This is a genomic window from Bartonella sp. AD24XZML, assembly GCF_042196485.1.
GTDB lineage: Bacteria > Pseudomonadota > Alphaproteobacteria > Rhizobiales > Rhizobiaceae > Bartonella.
The window spans coordinates 1-2,579 of the sequence record NZ_JBHIQH010000037.1; the positions used below are offsets into that span (position 1 = coordinate 1).

The window sequence follows — 2,579 nt, forward strand, 5'->3', positions numbered from 1 at the left end:
GTCACCTATACAAAAGCGCATATGTGTTACTGATCTCGGGCATTTGACTTCGATTAAACCGTCTTCTCCAATGAGACCATCGGGGCTAGCCCCCGCCATTTCTATTGTGGGGTGTTGGATAAAGCCGCACTTTGTTATATTGGCATCATAAATGAAGCCATATTCTCTCAAGGCATCTTCTTCATGTTCAATACCCCATCTCATATCTTCAGTTTCATAATAAGGGCTTGTTTCGCCTGTTAAGCGCTCTGTTATGAGTTTGATTTTGTAGTCTTCATATTTGCTCGTAGGCAATCCTTTTGTAGTTTTATTGAGTATGTTGTAAATATTTGATGCGGTGACTTTACCCAAGCGCGTTTGGAACCATTTTGCTGTTCTTTGTTCCATCTCACACCGCCGTTTGTTGCTCTTGTGATGGGAGCGATTGTAGAGCTTTTTCTTTTTGAATATTTTTTCTTCTTTCCAAATGCCCCAAAACCAATTCTGCTTTTTTACAAGACATATCTGTTAGTTTTTCTGCTTCTGCAAAATAAAGAAGACTACTTTCATTTGTCCCTGTTTCTTTAATTAATTCTTCGATTTGCTTTATCTGTTTAGAGGAAACTTTTTGATTATTTGTATCGTCTTCTTTGGTTTGCGGTTGACCATCTGTATCGTCTTCTTTACTTGCTACATTAAGAAGCATGCCTAACAGGTATCTCCGTGCGTAGGTAAGTGTAGAACTAACTGATTGTATGTTATTTTTAGAGCCTGTACTGTCAATTGGAAATGTTCCTTCTGTTGAGATTTGATTTCCTGAAGGATGAGACAGAATTATTTCTATGGTAACGTTTTTTTCTGTTTAATGTTTAATATAGTTGTATTTTGCAAGCCCGTCCTTTACAGCATCAATGTACTGATCAAGCATAGCGTATTTGCTGTTTGTATGGGTGATTGTAGAGTTTTTTCAATATTTTGATATTTTGTTTGCATAGCCGAAAGATCACGGACAAAGTTTTGGCGCTCTTGTCGTTCTATTTCTTTTTCTCTTAAATCAAGAAGACGCTTTAAGCGGTCAATACTGACGTCACTTTCTAAGGCTTTATTTAAAATACATTCCATAGCAGTTTGTTCGACGGCTAAATGATGTGTTTCTTCAATTTCTATTAGGTTAGTGTTTTGTTCACTCATTTTGATTTCCTCCATTACGCGCAATTCACGTGTGGCGTGAATCACGCATGTTTTAAAAGGCTGGTTTGGCTGTTAGAAAGGGCTTATACGCTCTGTCTTTTCCTAGGGATATGTTCTCGGCTTTTCTATTATAACTAATATGTGTGTTGCTTGAAATACATGTGTTACCACATACAACAGCATCACCACCAATATGAGCTTTTTCACAAATATTGCATTGCCGTGAATTTCGGCTATTCCGTAAACTTGCGTATTATCGAAAATATGTGCATTGGATTCAACACAAGCATTTCCAAAGTCTCTCAGTGCACGCATGCAACGAACTGGGCGACGATAGAGAATGTCTATTTCATCAGTAAATTCGTATTTTTTTCCATGGTTTATTGCCTCTCGCCCTTTGTGATGATTTCATCATTGATGATCTCTGCGTTCCCTGAATAAATGCATAACCATAGATTTTGGCATTTCCTCCAACTTTTGCTCTGATGGAAATCAATGGACTGTCATAAATTTTAGCTTTTCTACTAATAAATGCAACACTAGAAACCTGTGCATTTTCGTAGATTTGTGCATTGGCAAAAACACGAATATGTCCAAAAATCTGCGCATTGCCAAAAATATTAGTTTCTCTGGTAACAGATTCACTACCAAAAACACATGCATTTTCATAAAGACCAGAAATGTTATCAATATAAGCATCACCAAAAACCTTGGCATAACCATAAACTTTTGCATCATCACCTACCCAGCAATTACCATCATGACTGAGGTTGTCTTCTTTTTGTATAAAGCCGCCTAGGTCTCCTGCTTTAACAGCATCAAAATCTCTTAAGGCTTTAATTCAGTGAAGAGTTTTTCCAGCAAACTCTATTGTTTCATCAGTCATTTCGTATTTCTTTTCCATGATTGTTGCTCTTAATGCATGCTTTGTCTTTATAAGCTCTTGAAACAGCAAACCAATGCCTTCTGCTGCTGGTACAACTTTTTCTATTCCATTTGCGGTTTGAAGTGTGATGGTCGGACAATCCATAAGTTGCTTTTGGATTTTGTCTTGATACGGTAGCAAATTTCCACCTGCTGCTCGTCTGTAAAACCACCCTTTTTGCTGTAAGAAGAAAATGAATTGTTTTGGTTGTATCTCGAGTATTTTAGCGGCTTCTGTAAGACCGAAGAGTCCGTTGTGACGTTGCAAACTTTCAAGAGCAGCTGCTTTGGGTTTAAGGATACTCACTTCACTTTTAAAATCTCTAATTGTGTGATACTTTCTAAAAGCAGTTTTTTTTCACAAAGAGAGGGTCTTCTAAAACGTTTGCAAGGTCTAAAGGTTTCTTTGCACGCCGCTCGCATTCAATAAAATATTGACGGGCTTGTTTTCCTTTTTCATTACGCTCTACCATGGCGAGCTCTTT

At 37.6% G+C, this 2,579-nt stretch carries 1 protein-coding gene and 2 pseudogenes; all 3 read right to left on the minus strand.

Annotated elements, in window-relative coordinates; translation table 11 throughout:
• A partial coding sequence (locus tag ACFIMX_RS03425) for a lambda exonuclease family protein (protein WP_375694033.1) occupies positions 1–387 on the minus strand: 387 nt, incomplete at its 3' end.
• Position 388: 1 nt separating this feature from the next.
• A pseudogene (locus ACFIMX_RS03430) lies at positions 389–1,170 on the minus strand (ERF family protein).
• Between the two features lie 915 nt (positions 1,171–2,085).
• Positions 2,086–2,579, minus strand: a pseudogene (locus ACFIMX_RS03435) (phage antirepressor KilAC domain-containing protein); the annotation flags it as partial.